Genomic DNA, 18,986 nt, shown 5'->3' with positions numbered 1-18,986 from the left:
AGTTTACCCTGGATATTTTCCCTGCCGGCTGTGGACGGCAGGGAAACAAGAAAGTAAAAAACGGCAAATGGTTATAAAGTAACACTACAGGATGTCCCGCCCTGTGTCATTCATCTGCAACAGCGGCAACAGCCAAATTTCCGCATTCCGGGCGATTTGCTGCACTATTTCCTCATCCAGGGTGCGGAAAAGGCGTGCCAGATAGGGATCGCTTCCCTCGCCTTCGATCTGCTGGTTCCCTTGCCACGCCTGAAGCAGCTTGCTGCTGGCTTTCGCCTGGCTGCTCTCATCATGCAACAGCGCCCCGGACTTTTCATCCCAGGCCGCTTCCAGCCAGGCACCGCCGCTGCGCGGCAGCAGCAGCAGAGGCGAACACATCCCCTGCCGGTAGCCATCGACATAGCGCTCCAGCCACGAGCCGGCCTGTTCAACGCTCAGCGGTGGAAACCGCCACTGGCTCTCTTTTTTGCCAAACATTCTGCTGCTGCCCTGGCCGCCCAGCATGCAGTAGACCAGGTGCTCCAGCCACAAGGAAAGGCCATCGGTAAAATTGAGATGGCCGGGACGCCAGCGCAGTAGCCCGTCATCCTGAACCTGTGGCAGCCAGCCGTGAAGCTGAACGCCCCCCACCTGAAGCGCGATTTCCCAGCTCGCTGATTCTGTTCGCTGCTCGCGTACCCGGCTGGCGAGTTCCGCCATCTCTTCCAGCTGAGACTGCCAGAAAAGCTCTCCCCAGGCGCCATAAGGAAGCAACCCCGCAGCCCGTTGCAGATCGTAAAGCGACTCGGTGGGCTGCTCATCAATCAGCGTATTCAGCAGCTGTTTGTTGACCTGATAGCGGCTCAGGTTATCCATCAAAAAGGGTTCTGCATCGGGCAGGCTGGTCTCTTCAAGCACGAAACTTACCCCCAGCCGCTGGCTGAAAAAGGCCCGCACCGGATGACGCCAGAAACGCATCAGCTGCTCAAGGTTAAGCTCCTCCACCACCAGCGGCGGTAACGGCTGCATAAAGGCGGGATGCGGGACGCCACTGGCCGTGGCGGCAGGCAGCCACTCGGCCGCAAAACTGCGGAACTCCGCCTGGGGAGAGAAGTTCTCCGCCGCAAAGGGCATCCGGCTGTGCAGATGATGGATATGATCGACCACGCCCTTTGCGCTGCTGTCCACATCCAGCATCCGGTCCCTCTCCAGGCAGAAACTCTGGCTGATATACTCCACCAGTTCACTCACCAGCACCGAAGGGAAGCGTTCTGAGTTGTCCTGAATCGTCCGGCCGATATAGCTGATATAGAGCATCTGCTGCGCAGAATTAATCGCCTCAAGAAACAGATAGCGGTCATCATCACGGCGACTACGGTCGCCCTTTTCAGGCTTCTGGCTCATCAGATCAAAGCCAAGCGGCGGCAGCGTGCGGGGGTAGACCCCATCGTTCATACCCAGCAGACAAACCACCTTGAAGGGAATGGATCGCATCGGCATCAGGGTACAGAAGTTAACGGGACCCGCCAGGAAGCGCTGGCTGATACGCTCCTGATCAAGGCGGCCTGCCAGCTCATCACGCAGCAGCGAAAGCGGCACAGCCCGATCGTACTTTGCCTGAATACCGCAGTTAATCGCCTGCTGCCACTGATCTTCAATCAGCGCCAGAGCCGCTTCCGTGTCGGCATCACCGGCAAAGAAGTCGTTAAGCAGCGCCCGACAGAGAGGTAACCACTCCTCAAGCGCTCTCTCCTCGTTTAATAAAGCCCGCCAGTAGCGAAGCCGCATCAGCAGCTCTGCCAGGTTCCCCGCCAGCTCGGCTATCAGTCCGCTCGACTCATCATAGGGCAGCACGCCCTGCCAGTGGCCGCTTTCGCTGTTGATGGCATAGCCCAGCAGCATGCGGGTCAGGCCAAAATGCCAGGTATGCTGCCCGGTTGGCGTGAGTTCCAGATTACGAATGGTTTCATCATCCAGCCCCCAGCGGATCCCTGACTCCTCCACCCAACTGCGCAGCCGCTTCAGCCCCTCTTCATTGATAGCAAAGCGGTTTGCCAGAGCGGGCACTTCCAGCAGGGCCAGCACCTCTTCTGAGGTGAAACGGCTGTCTGGCAGCGTCAGCAGCGAGATAAAAGCCTGTAGCGCCGGGTGAGCCTGGCTGGCCCGGCGATCTGAGATAGCAAAAGGCAGATAGCGGTCTGCGGGAGCATTGCCAAACACGGCCTGAATAAAAGGGGTGTAGGCATCAATATCCGCTACCATCACAATCACATCACGCGGAGAAAGCAGGGGATCGCTCGCCATCATTTGCAGCAGGCGGTCCTGCAGAACTTCGACTTCCCGCTGCGGGCTGTGGCAGAGATGAATGCTGACCGATCTGTCTGCAGGATCCAGCAGACGTTTGCGGCGACTGGTTTCCCACTCTTCAAGCTGCAGGCCTATGACCGCATTATCTTCCAGCTCCAGCAGATCGTGCTGCAGGCTCTGCAGCAGCGTGGTGGGCTCGATATCAACAAACGCATCAATTTCCCGGCACTCCATCTGTGCCAGCAAAAACAGGTTATCCCTGCCCAGCTTTCCCCAGGAGGCGAGAAGCGGATTGCTTAACTGCTGCTCACCGGCCTCATTGAAAAGCTCGGCCGCGTCAGGCTGACGAAACAGCGCGCTTTCCCGCTGCTGTTGATAATGCTGACGACGACGGCTTTGCAGTTTTGCCAGAAAAGCATAGTCCTGAATATCCCCCCAGTAGTGGCGGCAGGGGTTAGTGAACAGCAGATGAATATCGATATGCTTTCCAAGCGCCTGCAGAGCCTGCAGATAGACGGGCGGCAAAGCCGATATACCACAAATAAATATTCTGTCGGGCAGATTTGGCGGCCGCACGCTACTGTTTTCCAGTGTGGAGATAAAGCGTGAGTAGAGATTGGCGCGGTGCCATTCAGGCTGGCCAAGTTCCCGTGTGTACTCAACCAGCGCCGCCCACAGAGGAGCCTGCCACTGCTGCGCTTCGCCCAGCCCCTCAATCAGCTTCCCTTTCTCCCAACTGTTGAGCCAGGAGGAGCGATAAACCAGATACTGGTCAAAGAGATCGGCAATGCGGGAAGCCAGCTGGAACAGCTTGCGTTTGTCCCCGTCATCCGTCAGGTAGTGATCCAGCAGCGTAAATTCAGGGTGTGAGAGCATCTCCGGCAGCAGGGTCATCAGCTTCCAGCTCATACTGGCTTTATTGAACGCGCTCTCTTTGGGGATATCAGGCAGAACCCGTACAAACATATCCCAGATAAAGCTCGCGGGCAGCGGGAAGGTAATATTCGCCGCAATGCCAAACTGCTCCGCAAGGGACATTTGCAGCCACTGCGCCATGCCGGGACTCTGTACCAGCACCACTTCAGACTGGAACGGATCGCGCAGCGGCTGGTTCTCAATCTGCCAGGCCGCCAGCGTTTTCAGCAGATCCAGCTGATTAGAGTGATAAACGGTAAACATGGTGGCTCCTGAATGGCTGAATTGCTGAATGGCGCGATGCGCCGATACTTTACCCCGTCCTGACGCCGTTGCAAAATCCCCGGGTTACTCGTCAGCCTGCGGGCAGCGTAACAACGTCAGCTTCGCCTTGCGCCCCAGCGGGCTGACGACTGTTGACGTCAGAAGCTGGCAGCCCGAAGAGGCCGGCTGCTGTGTCAGCGAGCTTTGCCAGCGCGGCGGCTGATAGCCTTCGAAACGCTGCCAGGCATATCGCCAGGCCTCTTTTTGCTCTGCCTGCAGCTGAAACCCTTTTACCGGCGCGATCTGATAATGCATCAATGCCACCAGGCTGCTGGCAAACAGAACCAGCGCCACCAGCGTCTCCGCTAAACTAAAACCCTGCTGTTGCCTCATCGGGCTCGCACCTCCCCTCTTCTGCCAGCGGGCAGTAGTCCAGCCAGCCATGCGGCACGGCGGCCACCCGGCCACTTTCCCGGTTCCACTTCACCCATTGATAGAGGGCAACCGTTGCGGTTCCACTCCCCCCACGCAGCAGCGCAGGAGAACTTTCCGCCTGATAAAGACAGCTTCGCCAGCCAGCGGCGCGCTCCTGCCGACACTGCCATCCCGCGCTGGCGGGCCAGGCCTGCCGACTACCCCAGGCAAGTGCAGAGAGGGCCTGACTGGTCTGATGCAGGTAGTGCTGCTCGTCACCGGTCCGGCTTAAGCTCTGATCCAACTGCCTGCGAGTGGCACCCAGCAGCGCAGCCGAAAGCGCCAGCAGAACGATCACCATAAACAGGGCGCTGCCAGCCTGCTTCATAAATTCCCCGCCGTGATCCAGCGCTCAAGGGTGATCGGCTGCTGTGGAAAGGCTCTGGCAGAAGCGGTAAGAGTCAGTCGTATCTGTTTGGCATTCTGCACTATCTGAAAATCAGAAAGGATGACCGTCGCCGGATCGTTGAGCTTCTCCCAGCCGCTCCCTTCACAGCTCTCAACGCCGCGCTGCGTCTCCAGGCTGCCCTGACGGAAGCGGTAACCGTAGAAGTCGCTCTCTGCGCTGCCGATCCCTTCCCATCTTCCGTTGCTGTTTTCATCCCAGCGCACCAAAAAGCAGCGCCCGCTTTCTGCAATCCGCAGGCCAGCACCGGCACACTCTCCTTTACAGTAGCCCGCTCTGATTACCGCTTTTTGCAGCGTAGCCATCATTAGCTGGATCTCCTCATGCAGTTGAAAGCGCATCAGCGTCTGCAGATTGTGGCGTTGCAGCGCCGGCAGCACTCTGGCGGCACCCACTAACAGCACGCTGCTGACGGCCAGCGCAATCAGCATCTCCATCAGGCTGAATCCGCCCTGTTTCATGGGCACTCATCCTCGCAGATTCTTACCCGACCGCGGGAGGAGACAATGATATGCCGTTCTCCTGCGGCCCCAGCGAGCACAATGCGGCCTGGTTTCGCCACGTTACGGCGACCATAAAAGCCCATCCCCTCCGTCAAAGAGTGCAGTGAAACCTCCGCCCAGGGCGCAGCGACTATTTTGCGTGATGGTGTTGCACAGGGCAGAGGCGGACCGCTGCCGATGCACCAGGCTCTCTTCCCGCTCTGCCACAGCAAAAGCTGGCTGTTCTGCTCGTTTGCTTCTGCACGTAACCGCAGAAGAAAATGGTGAACCTGGCGTGCGCTGTCGTTCAACCGCTGAAGCTGCTGCCAGCGCAGCCAGCCGCCCGTTGCGCCCAGAGTGAGTATGCTGGCGATCACCATCACAATTAACAGCTCGGTTAAGGTAAATCCCGACGTTTTCATAGCGGCTATTCTGCTTTTTCTGCCGGAGCCGTCCAGCGGAAAAATCTGCGCCTGCGAGACACAATCCAGTGAATAATTTCTGTTGCTGCTTCGGGAAGAATTTTTGCGAAGGCTCTCGTAAAAATGCGGCCGGAGAGTGGGCAAATGCGCTGCCAGAGATGTTAATGCGGGTCACGCCAGGCTGATTATTGCAGGGGAAGGTCTTAAGAAGGGAACGATATTTGATGAGGTGTACGCGTGCGCTCACCCGTCATAATCAGATGTCGTAGCAGGAGCGGTTTTACCCGCTCCTGTTGATCATCAGATAGCGACCGGTGCCTTGATAGGCGGATGCGGGTCGTACCCTTCAATCTCAAAATCTTCAAAACGGTAATCAAACAGCGAGGCTGGCTTGCGTTTGATAATCAGCTTCGGCAGCGAACGCGGCTCGCGGGTCAGCTGCAGATGAGTCTGATCCATATGGTTGCTGTAGAGGTGCGTGTCGCCCCCCGTCCAGACGAAATCGCCCACTTCCAGATCGCACTGCTGCGCCACCATATGCACCAGCAACGCATAGCTGGCGATGTTAAACGGCAGGCCCAGGAAGACGTCGCAGGAGCGCTGATAGAGCTGGCACGAGAGCTTGCCGTCCGCCACGTAGAACTGGAAGAACGCATGGCAAGGTGCCAGCGCCATCTCATCCAGCTCGCCCACGTTCCAAGCGGAAACGATAATCCGGCGTGAGTCCGGATCGCTTTTCAGCTGCTTGAGAACGTTGCTGAGCTGGTCAATCTGACGGCCGTCTGCCGCCCCCCAGCTACGCCACTGTTTACCGTAAACCGGTCCAAGATCGCCATTTTCATCTGCCCACTCGTCCCAGATAGAGACTTTGTTTTCCTGCAGATAGGCGGTATTGGTGTCGCCGTTCAGGAACCAGAGCAGTTCATGGATAATAGAACGCAGATGGCACTTTTTAGTGGTAACCAGCGGAAAACCTTCCTGCAAATTGAAACGCATCTGGTGACCAAAAATCGACAGCGTGCCGGTGCCGGTACGGTCATTTTTCGGCGTGCCCTCTTCCAGCACTTTCTTCATTAACGCCAGATACTGTTTCATTTGCCCTCTCGTAATTGCTGCGCGCTTTGGCGGCGATAAGCCCAGACCATCATGATTACCCCTGCCAGGATCATCGGCAGAGAGAGAATTTGTCCCATGCTGATGGCGTTGTCGAACAGACCAAGCTGCGCATCAGGCTGACGGAAGAACTCCACAATGATGCGGAAGGCGCCGTAACCAATCAGGAACAGGCCGGAAACCGCACCCATCGGCCGATTTTTGCGGATAAAGAGGTTAAGAATAATAAACAGCACCACCCCTTCCAGCAGCAGCTCATAGAGCTGCGAAGGGTGACGCGGCAGAACGCCATAGGTCGCCAGCAGCGACTGCCATTCAGGATGGGTAGCCGCCAGCGCGACATCTTCGCTGCGTGAGCCAGGGAAGAGCATTGCCCACGGCAGATCGGGTGCCACGCGGCCCCACAGCTCACCGTTGATAAAGTTACCCAAGCGGCCCGCGCCCAGCCCGAAGGGGATCAGCGGAGCAATAAAATCAGCAACCTGGAAGAAGTTACGTTTAGTGCGACGGGCAAACCAGAGCATCACGCAGATCACGCCAATCAGGCCACCGTGGAATGACATGCCGCCATCCCAGACTTTGAACAGATAGAGCGGATTATCCAGGAACAGCGGCAGATTATAGAACAGTACATAGCCGATACGGCCGCCCAGAAATACCCCCAGGAAGCCTGCATAGAGCAGATTCTCAACTTCTTCCTTTTTCCAGCCGCTGCCGGGTTTGTTGGCACGCCGTACCGCCAGCCACATGGCAAAAATAAAGCCGACCAGGTACATCAGTCCGTACCAGTGCAGAGAGATTGGCCCGATCGAGAAGATCACCGGGTCGAATTGAGGGAAAGCCAGATAGCCGTTGTTCATCTTTCACCATTTTTAAAGTCTGTCCTGACCGGCAGGCGACGGAATGAGTACCAGTGCGCGCAGGGCGCTGCATTAAGGCGCGCATCATAGCACAGCGGCAATTGTTGCGATCCGGCGGAACTGTAAACTTTGTTAAGAGTGCTAGCGACCGCCCCGGATCAGGCCGCCAAGCCCACGGCGCTCCATAAAAGCGGCGATCTGGTGACGCACTTCACTGGTCAGCGTAGCCTTAAGGCTCTGCTCTGCAAGCTGCCGCGCTTCCTGATAATCGATATGCTGCAGCAGGTATTTCACCCGGGCAACATTACGCCCATTCATACTGAGGTGGTGATATCCCAGACCCACCAGCACCGCCACGCAGATCGGATCGCCCGCCATTTCGCCGCACAGGCAGAGCTCGATATCCGCTTTTTCCGCTTCCAGCGCAATGGTTTTCAGACCTCGCAACACGGCAGGATGCAGGCAGTCATACAGATTAGCTACGCGGGTATTATTGCGATCGACAGCAAGCAGGTACTGCGTCAGATCGTTGGTGCCCACAGAGACAAAGTCCACGCGCCCGGTGAGATGCCCGATCATAAAGATCATAGATGGCACCTCGATCATCACGCCGATCCTGGGCCTGGGGATGGCGTAGCCCAGCATCTCTTCCACTTCACGACCGGCACGATCGATCAGCCGTTTCGCTTCGTCAATTTCATCGATGCTGGTGATCATCGGCAGCAGGATACTGAGGTTATCGCTGGCGACGTTGGCGCGCAGCATGGCCCGAACCTGCACCAGGAAAATTTCCGGCTGGTCCAGCGTCAGGCGAATACCGCGCCACCCCAGGCAGGGATTCTCTTCCGAGATAGGCATATAGGGCAGCTGCTTATCCGCTCCTATATCAAGGGTTCTCAGCGTAACGGGTTTCTCCAGAAACAGCTGAAGCATGCCCTGATACTGCGCCACCTGCTCCTCTTCAGAGGGGAAGCCGTTTTGCAGCATAAAGGGGATTTCGGTACGGTAGAGCCCGACGCCATCAACCCAGCTTCCCTGCGCTTTTTCGTGCTCGGCGCTAAGCCCGGCGTTCAGCATCACCTTAACCAGTTCGCCGCTTTTAAGCCGTGCGGGCTGCTCAACCACATCTTCGGCCAGCTTGCTCAGCTCATTTTCTTCGCTGATCAGCCGCTGGTACTCCTGCACCAGCACCGGCTCGGGATCCACCAGCAGCTCGCCGCGATAGCCATCCACAATCAGCAACCTGCCGTTCAGCAGCTCGGGCTGAATATCTGCGCCCATTACCGTCGGGATGCCCATCGCGCGCACCATAATGGCCGCGTGCGAGTTTGAGGCGCCATCTCTGACCACCACCCCGGATAACCGGTCGTGCGGCAGCTCCGCCAGCGTGGTCGCTGTCAGCTCGTCGGCCACCAGCACAAACCGTTCAGGCCAGGTATTGGTGCCCTGCACGGTATCGTCGAGGTGAAACAGCAGCCGCTGCCCCAGAACGCGCAGATCGCCAGAGCGCTCCCGCAGATAGCTGTCCTGCAGGCTGGCAAACTGCGCCGCGAACTTCTCGATGACCTTCTTCACCGCCCACTCGGCAACCGAACCCGCATCGATCTCGGCATAGAGATCCTTTTTCAGCCGGTTGTCGCTGAGTAAGTGCGAATAGAGATCGAAGATTGCCGCGCTCTCTTTATGCACGCTGGCGGTAAAGCGTTTGCTGTAGCGGCGGAATTCGCTGGAGGCTTCATCCATCGCCAGCGAGAGGCGCTCACGCTCACGATGAGTATCAAGCGTGGAGGCGGCGAAAACTTGCTCAAGCGAAGGCTGCGTGATATCCACCCACCCTTCTGCAACCGCCACGCCGGGCGATGCGGCCAGCGCACGGATCCGCGTCTGACGATATTGTCCAAACAGCGCATTCAGCTGCGATTGCGACAGGATAGTCGCCATCTGCGTCGCCAGAGTGACCAGGAACGACTCTTCGCTCTCGTCGAATTGCCGGTGCTCCCGCTGCTGCACAACCAGCACGCCTAACAGCTGTCGACGGCTGATAATAGGTACGCCCAGGAACGAGCGGAAACGCTCTTCTTTTACGGAGGGGACATATTTAAAGCTGGGGTGACTCTGCGCGTCAGCAAGGTTGATTGGCTCAGCCAGCCTGCCCACCAGCCCGACAATCCCTTCGTCAAAGGCGAGTGCGACAGTGCGACCACGTGGTTTTTTCAACCCACGTGTCGCCATCAGGTAATAGCAGCGGCGATCGTGATCGGCAAGGTAGACCGAACAGACTTCGGTTTCCATCGCCAGGCAGATCTCATTGACCAGGATATCGAGCGCCTCAGTGAGCCGGGGCGCTCCCGCCACTTTTTCAACTATTTCGCGAAGCTGTGTGAGCATAATCTACGTGGCTTAACCTCTCTTCCGTCGATAAGCAGGCGTATTTCGCTGTGTGGTGCTCTCCTGCAGCGGCATCACCACGCTGGCAAACTCTTTCATCACCCGACGATAAACGTCGCGTTTGAACGAGACTACCTGACGAACCGGATACCAGAAGCTGACCCAGCGCCAGCCGTCAAATTCCGGCGTGCTGCTGGTCTGCATGTTGATATCTGCGTCATTGCACAATAACTGCAGAAGAAACCACTTCTGTTTCTGGCCGATACAAACCGGCTTTGTGTCCCAACGCACCAAACGTTTTGGCAACTTGTAGCGTAACCAGTTTCGGGTAGAGGCAAGGATGCGAACATCTTTGCGGTGCAAACCGACTTCTTCGAAAAGTTCTCGGTACATCGCCTGTTCCGCCGTCTCCCCAGCATTGATCCCTCCCTGGGGAAACTGCCAGGAGTGCTGACCAAATCGCCTGGCCCACAGCACTTGTCCCTGCCTGTTACAAATTACGATACCAACATTCGGGCGGTAGCCATCATCATCGATCACTGGACTACCTCAAACTAAAACTCGGATGTTCTGATTGTTTCATACTCCTTACAGGTGGTAAACCACTGCTTTACGCCCTCAGCACGCGGTAAACACGGGATAACTTGCCCTGTTGGGTCGAGTTATAAACAGAATAAGGCGTTAAAGCGCGATCTTATTCACGTTTTCTGTGGATAGCTTTGTGCAGAACTCTGTTAACCATTGGGGAAAACTTTTTCCTCTCGCGGCCGCTTACGCGCTCGCCTTTTCATTAACTTGCTCTAAGCGTTAGGATTTATCCTGATATGTACCTTCTTCCTGACACCTTCATCCTGCTGTCACAGAGCCATGCCGCACCACTGGTGAAAGATCGAACACTGGACTTTTTATCCACAGGTTATGCCGCTGAGTTAAGCATAAATCGTGCAAAAAGTCGTAATCCTGCCCCGTCAAGGCTGTAAATCGAAACAGTAGTGTTGTAAAAAGTGAGTTATCCCATTTTTCTGTGGATAACAGGGGGTGTGATCCTGTTCATTGCCGGTGACAACTTTGGCATAACCTCAAGGATGCGCGCGATTTTCCCGCCGTCGGAAAATAAAAAAGCATGATTTATCATGCTATTATTCCTGTTTTACACAATCATTTTTTGCGACTAAACCAGAGCGCAAAAGAGTGGTTATTTTTTAACCAATTACGACGAGTTATTCATGGGCGGTGATTTTATCCCGGTGTCCTCCCCGGAAAATGAGGAGGTTCTGCTGGAACGTGCTCAGCGCCTGGCGGGTTATACGCTGGGTGAGCTGGCAGAGCGAGGTGGATTGGCGATCCCGCAGGATCTCAGAAGAGATAAAGGCTGGGTTGGCATGCTGCTGGAGCGCTATCTGGGTGCCAGCGCAGGCAGTAAACCGGAGCAGGATTTTGCGGAGATCGGCGTGGAGCTAAAAACCATACCGGTTGATGCGGTGGGCCGTCCGCTGGAGACGACTTTTGTTTGCGTGGCCCCGTTAACCGGCAACTCCGGGGTCACCTGGCAGACAAGCCATGTTCGCCATAAGCTACAACGGGTACTGTGGGTTCCTGTTGAGGGGGATCGCGCCATTCCGCTGGCTGAACGTCGGGTTGGTGCGCCGCTGTTATGGAGTGCCAGTGAAGATGAAGAGGCGCTGCTGCAGCGAGACTGGGAAGAGTTAATGGATATGATTGTGCTGGGTCAGGTAGAGCGTATCACCGCCCGGCATGGTGAAGTGCTGCAAATTCGCCCTAAAGCGGCCAACAGTAAAGCGCTGACGGAAGGGATTGGCGAAAACGGCCAGCCCATTATGACCCTTCCCCGCGGCTTCTATCTGAAGAAGTCTTTTACAGGCCTGCTGCTGGCCCGCCATTTTTTATTGTAGGAGCTAAAGCCGCGGATGGCGGGCAGCACGAGGGTTGCGTATACTCCCCGTTTACTTTTCGTTTAGGATGCAATGTTAGTATGTTTGATTGGATTGCAGATCCCAATGCCTGGCTGGCCCTTGGTACGCTGACGATTCTTGAGATCGTTCTGGGTATTGATAATATTATTTTTCTCTCTCTGGTTGTCGCCAAACTTCCGAAACATCAGCAGAATGCCGCCCGCCGCATGGGTCTGGCCGGCGCAATGTTAATGCGTCTGGGGCTGCTGGCTTCTATCGCCTGGGTTATCCGCCTGACCACGCCGCTGTTCACGCTGATGGATCACAGTTTCTCCGCCCGCGATCTGATCCTGCTCTTTGGCGGCCTGTTCCTGCTGTGGAAATCGAGCGTGGAGATCCATGAGACGATCGAAGGCGGTGAAGAGGAGCATAAGACTAACGTCCATTCCTTTATTGGCGCCATCGTACAAATTATGCTGCTGGATATCATCTTCAGCCTGGACTCGGTCATTACCGCCGTGGGCCTCTCCGATCATCTGATTATTATGATGGCTGCCGTGGTGATTGCGGTTGGCGTAATGATGTTTGCCGCCAGATCGATTGGGGAGTTTGTAGAGCGTCACCCTTCCGTGAAGATGCTGGCGCTGGCGTTCCTTATTCTGGTCGGCTTTACGCTTATTCTGGAAAGCTTCAATGTCCACGTGCCCAAAGGGTATATCTATTTCGCCATGTTCTTCTCCATGGCGGTTGAGTGTTTGAATCTGGTGCGCAGTAAAAAGAAAACAGCCTGATCTCAGGCAGGCCGCTCACCCGGCCTGCCCCCCCTGTAATATCAATTTACGAATAAAGTCAATGGCGCCACGTGCTTGCTGCACATTTTCGGAGTTCTTCTGCTGATCCCCTGCAAAAAATGCGCTATAACCAGACGCATCAGTTTGAAGTTTAAAGGGAGCGAATTATGAAGTATGTGTTCGGCGCAGCGGCGCTGATGTTGGCCACACTGGTCAGCGGGTGCAGCAGCGATTACGTCATGGCCACTAAGGAAGGAAATATGATCATGACTCAGGGAAAACCTGAAATAGATAAAGAGACGGGACTTGTGAAATATACTGACCGTTCCGGCCATGAGTTACAGATTAATGGTGATGAAGTTTCATCCATTGTTGAACGCTAAGAGACGTTACGCCACCCGTTTGTTCTGCCAGGGTGGCTCTCTCCGCACTTCCCGATAAATCCCCTCTTCCCCCTGCCGCTTACGGCGGTTATAGTCAAATGCCGGATCTGAGTGCGCACCGCGAGGCTACGTACCTCTTACTGGGCATGCTTCAGATTCCAGACCTTTTAATAATGAAAAAAGGAAGCCGGCAAATGCACTATCACCGTATCCCCCACAGCACCCTGGAAGTCAGTAGCCTGGGTTTGGGAACCATGACGTTTGGTGAGCAGAACAGCGAAGCCGACGCCCACGCCCAGTTAGATCTGGCGCTCCGTTCCGGTATTAACCTTATTGATACCGCTGAAATGTACCCGGTGCCTCCGCGTCCGGAAACCCAGGGCTTAACCGAAAAATATATTGGCAGCTGGCTGAAAGCTCGCGGCAACCGTGAAAAAGTGATCCTGGCCTCTAAAATTGCCGGACCGGTTCGCGGTGCTGATGCCTCTATCCGCCCCAATCAGGCGCTTGATCGCAAGAATATCCGCGAGGCGCTGGATGCCAGCCTTAAGCGACTCAATACGGATTATCTTGACCTCTACCAGCTGCACTGGCCTCAGCGTCAAACCAACTATTTTGGCAAGTTATCCTATGAGTACAGTGAGGGTAACGCTACGGTAACGCTGCTGGAAACGCTGGAAGCGCTTAACGAGCAGGTCCGTGCCGGGAAAATTCGCTATATCGGCGTATCAAATGAAACGCCCTATGGCGTGATGCGTTACCTGCAGCTGGCGGAAAAGCACGAGCTGCCGCGCATAGTCAGCATTCAGAATCCCTACAGCCTGCTAAACCGCAGTTTTGAAGTGGGTCTGGCGGAGATCAGTCATCTGGAAGGGGTGGAGCTGCTGGCCTATTCAAGCCTGGCCTTTGGCACGCTGAGCGGAAAATACCTGAACGGGGCAAAACCGGAAGGTGCTCGCAACACTCTCTTCAGCCGCTTTACCCGCTACAGCGGCGAGCAGGCGCAGCTGGCTATCGCTGAATATGTGGCGCTGGCTAACCGGCACGGGCTGGATCCGTCACAAATGGCGCTGGCATTTGTTCGTGAGCAGCCGTTTGTAGCCAGCACCCTGCTGGGCGCAACCACGCTGGAGCAGCTGCAGATTAATATCGACAGCTACAACCTGACGCTGGATGAAGAGGTAATGCAGGGGCTGGAGGCGATCCATCGCCGTTATACCTTCCCGTCGCCTTAAGGGATAGCTACAAAATGAAAGCGCAGGGAAGCGCTTTAAACTCCCCGCAGACTTACTGTCACAACAGGCCATTCAGCCCCTGCCGCGCTTTTGCGCCAGCTGCCAGCCCCAGAGCACCGCAATCGCCAGCGCAAACAGAGCACCAAACCCTACGCCGGTCGCCACAGGCGGCGCGCCCGCTTTGACAGCCAGCGAATAGAGCCCCAGCATAATCAACATTGCGCTGTTTTCACCGAGATTCTGCACCGCAATCGCATTGCCCGCCCCTACGCTCTCTTTACCGCGCAGCTGCAGCAGGGCATTAAGCGGCACCACAAAGAAGCCACCCAATACGCCAATCGCCACCAGCAGGGCATAAGCGCCAGCCATAGAATGTTGCAGCGAGAAGAACACTACCGCGATACCAATCAGTACCCCCGCCGGCATACAGCGCCCCACGGTTTTCAGCGTCACCAGTTTGGCTGCGGCCCCGGCGCCAATCACGATCCCGATCGCTACCATCGCGTTAAGCAGAGTTGGCGTTTTATTATCGGTAATGCCCAGCGCCACCGGCACCCACAGCACCAGCAGGAAACGCAGCGTCACGCCTGCGCCCCAGAAAAGACTGGTGCCCACCAGCGAGAAGCGGGTTTCGCCATCCCGCCACAGCACGCGGCAGGCGCGGAAGAAGCTGGCGGACATTTTGCCAGGATGCCACGGCTGACCGGGCCGGGCCGCCGCCAGTTTAGGGATCAGCATATTGGCAGCTACCGCCAGACCGTAAGCCACCACGCAGGCGACCAGCGCCGCCAGCAGATTGAGGTCAGCAAGGAAGCCTCCCGCTACAGAGCCCAGCAGAATAGCGGCGATGGTGGAGGACTCCATCAGGCCGTTGGCTTTTACCAGCGTCTCTCCGCCGGTTATCTCCCCCAGGATGCCATATTTAGCGGGTGAATAGGCGGCCGCGCCCGCGCCGACCAGGCTGTAGCCGATGAACGGGTTGAAGCCGAAACAGATAGTCAGCGCCCCCAGCAGCTTCAGGCCGTTGGCAAACATCATTACCCGGCCCTTGGCGAAACTGTCCGCCATCTGCCCGACAAACGGCGCGAGGATAATATAGGTGGCGACAAACACCATCTGCAGCACCGGCTGGCTCCAGTCCGGGTAAACCTGCTGCTTTAACACGGCCAGCGTGGCGAACAGCAGCGCATTATCGCCAAAGGCAGAAAGGAACTGCGCGGCGATAACCGCCACCATTCCCCGGGATAACAACTTTTGCGAACCGTCGGCATTACTCATTACTGCTCTCCGGGTTTTCAGCCATGCTGCGCAGGGTGACAAAGTCAGGCTTACCGCTGCCCAGCAGCGGCAGCTGTTTCAGCACGCGAATATCTCTGGGCACGGCCAGCTCCGGACTGCCCAGCTCGCGGGCGGCGCGCTGCAGCCTGTCGCGGGTAAGCTCGCTGTCGGTGGTGAACAGCACCAGCGCCTCGCCCCGGTTGCCGTCTGGTTTTATTGAGGCAGCGTGCTGCTTCTCCGCTGAAGCTTTAAGCGCGATCTGCTCAACCATCTCCAGCGACACCATTTCACCGGCAATTTTTGCAAAACGTTTCATGCGTCCCTGAATCTGGCAGAAGCCGTGATCGTCAAAGCTCACGATGTCGCCGGTATCGTACCAGCCCGCCTCCATCTGGCCTTCTCCGTTGTCCGCCGCTGGCGCTTCAAGCACCCCAGGTTTCTCAACGCGCAGGTAGCCTTTCATGATGTTAGGCCCCCGCAGCTGCAGCAGGCCGCCCTCCTCAATGCCCGGAACAGAGATCAGGCGTGAATCCATGCCGGGCAGAATGCGGCCCACGGTGTGATTTTTCGCCGCCATCGGCACATTAATGGCAACAACCGGCGCGCATTCCGTCACGCCATACCCTTCCAGAATGCGGATGCCGAATTTCTCCATCCAGGTTTGCCGCGTCGCTTCCTGTAGCTTTTCCGCACCCGCCACCACGTAGCGCAGCCGCGCGAAATCATACGGATTACCAAAGCGGGCATAGTTGCCCAGGAAGGTTGAGGTGCCGAACAGCACGGTGCAGTTGCGGTCATACACCAGCTCAGGAATGATGCGGTAGTGCAGCGGGCTGGGATAGAGGAATACCTGCGCGCCGGTCATCAGCGGCGTAAAGAGCCCTACCGTCAGGCCGAAAGCGTGAAACAGCGGCAGCGCAGACATAAAACGATCCCGCGGGGTGAAGTCCGCCACGGTTCTGATCTGCTCCACGTTTGCCAGCAGGCTTTTGTGCGAATGCACCACCCCTTTGGGGTGCCCTTCTGAACCGGAGGTAAAGAGCACCATCGCCGCCGCTTCAGGCTGCTGCTGGACTTCAGCCAGACGCGGCAGCAGCAGATGCCCCAGGATCCAGAGTTTGTCCCGCGTGGTTACGGTATCTTTGAGATCTTCGAGAAAGACCCACTTCACCTGGGTTATCTCTTCCGGCAGGTGCCAGAGCTTGCCTTTATCCAGAAACTGACGCGAGGTAAAGACGGTTTTCACTTCAGCCGCGGTTAACGCGCTGCTGACCCCTTTTACTCCGGAGGTGTAGTTAAGCATAGCGGGAACGCGCCCACGCATGGAGGCTCCCAGGATCGCCGCTGCCGTCACCGTGGCATTGGGCAGCAGCAGACCGATATATTCCCCCGGCGCAGTATAACGTTCCAGAATCCGCCCCACGCCCAGTGATTTTTTCACCAGGCTGGTGTAACTGTCCGGCGTGAAATTCACATCTTCAATGCAGGGTTTGAAGAAGCCGTAACGCGTGCGGGCCGACAGAAATGCCTGCCAGAGCGTCTCCCGCGGGCGAACCGCCATACGGGCTTCCATCATAATATGATGCAGATGCTCTCCCGCCAGCTTGCGTCGTTCCCGCGCGCTGGGCGCTTCCGGCATCGGGATAAGGGTGGAAGGCAGCACGGTCAGAGAGATGGTGGGGAAAAGCCGGCGTTTAAAGACCCCCGCCAGGCGACCAAAAGGGGTAAACTCAGCGCCCTCAATGCGCAGCGGCACCACTGTCGCCTGTGACTTTGCCGCCACAAATCCGGCCCCTTCATAGATTTTCATCAGCGAACCGGTCACCGTGATGCGTCCTTCCGGGAAGATCACTACCGGGCGCCCCTGCCCAATGACCCTGACCAGGTGCTTCACCGACATCGGTTTAGTGGGATCTAACGGCACAAAATCGATGACCTTGCGCGCCCAGCGCATGTACCACTGCTCACTGATTGAAGAGTAGACGGCAAACACGGGTTTAACGGGTAAAAAGATCGCCAGCAGCACCCCATCCAGAAACGACATATGGTTGGGAACGATCAGCACCTTTTCTTTATATAAACCAGAGAGATCGCCCTTCAGGCGGGTACGGAAGCAGAGACGAAATATCCGCCGAAGCAGGGAAAAGAGCATGCCAACTCCTTGAGCATAAAAAAGTTGGCTATAACGATGCAGCATCTGGTGAAACAACTCAATGGCAACGGCGCCAAATTGCCGTGTTTATCTGAACAAATCTGCCCCTTTTCTGCATTTCATTACTCTTTTGCGGGCAGGATCGACAACATAATGTCAGGCATGGCGCTCGTCGTACTCTGGTAAAGCGCGACGAGGCTCTGCGGGCAATCCGCTCAGAGAGAGGCTGACTGCCAGCCGCCGCCCAGCGCAACAATCAGCGCCACGCTTGCCACCCACTGCGTGCTTTGCAGCGACAGCAGGCTCTGCTGGGAACTCAGGCTGCTGTTTTCGGTAGTCGCCACATCGAGATAGTCGATCATTCCCGCCTGGTACTGATTGTAGGTGACGCGGGCAGACTCTTTTGCCGCCTCCGTCGCCCGCTGCTGCACCACCCTCTCCTCCTGCAGGGTATGGAGTTCAACCAGGTAATCCTCTACTTCCTGGAAGCCTTCCAGCACCGCCTGACGGTAGCTGGCAACATCTGCATCATAGGCCGCGCGCGCCTGATCCACTTTTGAGGAGGTGGCGCCAAAGTCGAGTAGCGTACCGCTCAGCTCAGGCCCTAACGACCAGACGCGGTTCGGTAGCGACAAGAGATTATGGAACGTGGAGCTGGAGAAACCGCCCGTTGCGCTTAGCGTCAGGTCAGGATAGTACCCGGCAATGGCAACGCCGACTGCGGCATTGGCGGCGGCTACGTTACGTTCAGCATAGGCAATATCGGGACGGCGCTGGAGCAGTTCAGAAGGCAGCGCTTCCGGAACAGCGGGCAGCGTGGCGGTCAGCTCTGCCACCGGCAGGCTAAATTCGGCTGGCGTTTTGCCGATGAGCATGGCGATGGCATGTTCGTTTTGCGCCCGCTGCCAGCTCAGATCCAGCGCCGAGGCACGGGCGCTTTCCAGCTGTGCCTGCGCCTGAGCCAGCGTGGCGCGGGACTCGCTCCCCGCCTGATATTTATTATTAATGACCGTCAGGTAGCGCTGATACGCTGCCACGCTTTGCTGATAGAGCGCAATCTGCCGATCCATAATGCGTAGCTGGAAATAGTCCTGTGCCAGTTCAGACTGGGCGCTGAGGGTGATATTCGCCAGTTCCGCTGCGCTGGCCTGCGCGCTGGCCCGGTTCTCTTCCAGCGTGCGGCGCAGCTTGCCCCAGATATCCAGCTCCCAGCTGGCGCTGGCTTCCAGTGAATGGCTGTTACTGACGCTACGGCCGCCGCCGGTGGCAACGCTGCCCGTGCTGCCGCTGCGGGTGGTGGCACCGGTTCCGGTTACGCTGGGAAACAGGCCGGAACGCGATTCCGCAACCAGTGCCCTCGCCTGCCGGTATTGCGCTTCATACTGCGCCACGTTCTGGTTGGAGATGGCAACCTGCCGCAGCAGACCGTCCAGCGTCGCATCGTGATAGACCGCCCACCAGTCGCCTTTGCTGGCGGCATCCTGCGGCCGGGCCTGCTGCCAGCCCCGCGCCTCTTTATAGTGGCCGGGCACGCTGGCCGCTGGCCGCTGGTAATCAGGTCCAACAGCGCAGCCGCTCAGCAGCAGCGCCAGTAACAGGGTGGTTAGTTTGGTTTTAGTCATCA

The 18,986-nt window shown here is 57.0% G+C and carries 16 protein-coding genes; 4 read left to right on the top strand and 12 right to left on the bottom strand.

Annotated features, from left to right (window positions below):
• Positions 1 to 84: 84 nt before the first annotated feature.
• The 9 genes from recC to rppH form a co-directional block, all read right to left on the bottom strand.
• Positions 85 to 3,465, bottom strand: a complete 3,381-nt coding sequence (gene recC / locus Q3V30_RS04465; RefSeq protein ID WP_306210865.1) for an exodeoxyribonuclease V subunit gamma — start codon at positions 3,463 to 3,465, stop codon at positions 85 to 87.
• Positions 3,466 to 3,549: 84 nt separating this feature from the next.
• Positions 3,550 to 3,858, bottom strand: a complete 309-nt coding sequence (locus Q3V30_RS04460; RefSeq protein ID WP_306210863.1) for a prepilin-type N-terminal cleavage/methylation domain-containing protein — start codon at positions 3,856 to 3,858, stop codon at positions 3,550 to 3,552.
• Entirely contained in the window at positions 3,836 to 4,267 is a 432-nt protein-coding gene (locus Q3V30_RS04455; protein ID WP_306210860.1) for a DUF2509 family protein, read from the bottom strand. The genes Q3V30_RS04460 and Q3V30_RS04455 overlap by 23 nt, the downstream gene beginning before the upstream one ends.
• On the bottom strand, positions 4,264 to 4,812 hold the full coding sequence (locus tag Q3V30_RS04450) for a prepilin peptidase-dependent protein (RefSeq protein ID WP_428979235.1): 549 nt from the start codon (positions 4,810 to 4,812) through the stop codon (positions 4,264 to 4,266). Before Q3V30_RS04450 ends, Q3V30_RS04455 begins: the two co-directional genes overlap by 4 nt.
• On the bottom strand, positions 4,803 to 5,249 hold the full coding sequence (locus Q3V30_RS04445; RefSeq protein WP_306210856.1) for a prepilin-type N-terminal cleavage/methylation domain-containing protein: 447 nt from the start codon (positions 5,247 to 5,249) through the stop codon (positions 4,803 to 4,805). Before Q3V30_RS04445 ends, Q3V30_RS04450 begins: the two co-directional genes overlap by 10 nt.
• Positions 5,250 to 5,549: 300 nt before the next feature.
• Complete coding sequence (thyA, locus tag Q3V30_RS04440; protein ID WP_306210854.1) at positions 5,550 to 6,344, bottom strand: thymidylate synthase; 795 nt, start codon at positions 6,342 to 6,344, stop codon at positions 5,550 to 5,552.
• Entirely contained in the window at positions 6,341 to 7,222 is an 882-nt protein-coding gene (gene lgt, locus Q3V30_RS04435) for a prolipoprotein diacylglyceryl transferase (RefSeq protein ID WP_306210852.1), read from the bottom strand. Before lgt ends, thyA begins: the two co-directional genes overlap by 4 nt.
• 141 nt (positions 7,223 to 7,363) lie before the next feature.
• Complete coding sequence (gene ptsP / locus Q3V30_RS04430; RefSeq protein WP_306210850.1) at positions 7,364 to 9,610, bottom strand: phosphoenolpyruvate--protein phosphotransferase; 2,247 nt, start codon at positions 9,608 to 9,610, stop codon at positions 7,364 to 7,366.
• 12 nt (positions 9,611 to 9,622) lie between these two features.
• Positions 9,623 to 10,150 carry an RNA pyrophosphohydrolase gene (gene rppH / locus Q3V30_RS04425; RefSeq protein WP_306210848.1) on the bottom strand — a complete coding sequence of 176 codons (528 nt, stop codon included), beginning with the start codon at positions 10,148 to 10,150 and terminating at the stop codon, positions 9,623 to 9,625.
• A 686-nt stretch (positions 10,151 to 10,836) separates the two neighbouring features.
• Between rppH and mutH the strand changes: the two genes are divergently transcribed.
• From mutH to Q3V30_RS04405, 4 genes are all read left to right on the top strand, one after another.
• Positions 10,837 to 11,523, top strand: coding sequence for a DNA mismatch repair endonuclease MutH (gene mutH, locus Q3V30_RS04420; protein ID WP_306210847.1), 687 nt, complete (start codon positions 10,837 to 10,839; stop codon positions 11,521 to 11,523).
• 80 nt (positions 11,524 to 11,603) lie between these two features.
• The gene (locus Q3V30_RS04415) at positions 11,604 to 12,314 is read left to right on the top strand and encodes a TerC family protein (protein WP_306210845.1); all 711 of its coding nucleotides are present in this window, start codon (positions 11,604 to 11,606) and stop codon (positions 12,312 to 12,314) included.
• A 167-nt stretch (positions 12,315 to 12,481) separates the two neighbouring features.
• Entirely contained in the window at positions 12,482 to 12,697 is a 216-nt protein-coding gene (locus tag Q3V30_RS04410; RefSeq protein ID WP_306210842.1) for a YgdI/YgdR family lipoprotein, read from the top strand.
• A 194-nt stretch (positions 12,698 to 12,891) separates the two neighbouring features.
• Entirely contained in the window at positions 12,892 to 13,932 is a 1,041-nt protein-coding gene (locus Q3V30_RS04405; protein WP_306210840.1) for an NADP(H)-dependent aldo-keto reductase, read from the top strand.
• A 72-nt stretch (positions 13,933 to 14,004) separates the two neighbouring features.
• On the opposite strand, the gene lplT is transcribed toward Q3V30_RS04405, so the two are convergent.
• The 3 genes from lplT to Q3V30_RS04390 all read right to left on the bottom strand — a co-directional run bounded on the left by lplT (position 14,005) and on the right by Q3V30_RS04390 (position 18,984).
• Entirely contained in the window at positions 14,005 to 15,210 is a 1,206-nt protein-coding gene (gene lplT / locus Q3V30_RS04400) for a lysophospholipid transporter LplT (RefSeq protein WP_306210838.1), read from the bottom strand.
• The gene (gene aas, locus Q3V30_RS04395) at positions 15,203 to 17,362 is read right to left on the bottom strand and encodes a bifunctional acyl-ACP--phospholipid O-acyltransferase/long-chain-fatty-acid--ACP ligase (RefSeq protein ID WP_306210835.1); all 2,160 of its coding nucleotides are present in this window, start codon (positions 17,360 to 17,362) and stop codon (positions 15,203 to 15,205) included. The genes lplT and aas overlap by 8 nt, the downstream gene beginning before the upstream one ends.
• Positions 17,363 to 17,577: 215 nt before the next feature.
• A complete protein-coding gene (locus Q3V30_RS04390) occupies positions 17,578 to 18,984 on the bottom strand; it encodes an efflux transporter outer membrane subunit (protein WP_306213069.1) in 1,407 nt (468 codons plus the stop codon).
• Positions 18,985 to 18,986 lie beyond the last annotated feature (2 nt).

The organism is Erwinia pyri, from assembly GCF_030758455.1.
Classification (GTDB): Bacteria; Pseudomonadota; Gammaproteobacteria; order Enterobacterales; family Enterobacteriaceae; genus Erwinia; species Erwinia pyri.
The sequence above is the reverse complement of the archived record's forward strand: the minus strand, read 5'-3'. Positions and strand labels throughout refer to the sequence as shown.